This is a genomic window from Methylophaga sp. UBA1464 (genome assembly GCF_002325665.1).
Lineage (GTDB): Bacteria > Pseudomonadota > Gammaproteobacteria > Nitrosococcales > Methylophagaceae > Methylophaga.
The window spans coordinates 6,096-6,568 of the sequence record NZ_DCSO01000032.1 but is presented as its reverse complement, the minus strand read 5'-3'; the positions used below and the strand labels follow the sequence as shown (position 1 = coordinate 6,568).

1 pseudogene is annotated in these 473 nt (G+C 47.1%); it reads right to left on the bottom strand.

Going from position 1 to position 473, the window contains the following annotated elements:
* Positions 1 to 473 (bottom strand): annotated as a pseudogene (locus B3O33_RS03390) (aspartate kinase); the annotation flags it as partial.

The following is a 473-nucleotide window of genomic DNA, read 5'->3' as shown; positions in this document are numbered from 1 at the left end:
TCAGTATAAATCTGACATTCATCTGCTTTCAGGGCGGCAGCTAATGCTACTGCCGTGGTATCAGAACCACCGCGCCCCAAAGTTGTAATGTTGCCTTGTTCATCACAACCTTGAAAACCGGCGACCACAACGACTTTGCCTTCTGCAAGATCCTCACGCATTTTTTCATCATCAATCTGCATGATGCGGGCTTTATTATGCGCATCGTCAGTCAGGATCTTTACTTGAGATCCGGTATAGGATTGTGCGGGCATACCCATTTGTTGCAATGTCATGCTGAGCAGAGCGATAGTGACTTGTTCACCCGTTGACAGCAAAACATCCAGTTCACGTCCTCGCGGATGTGGCGTTATTTCCTTTGCCAAAGCCAGCAAACGGTTGGTTTCGCCACTCATAGCGGATACCACAACGACGATATCATGACCATCTTTGCGATATTGGATAACTTTTTTAGCGACTTCCTGGATACGTTC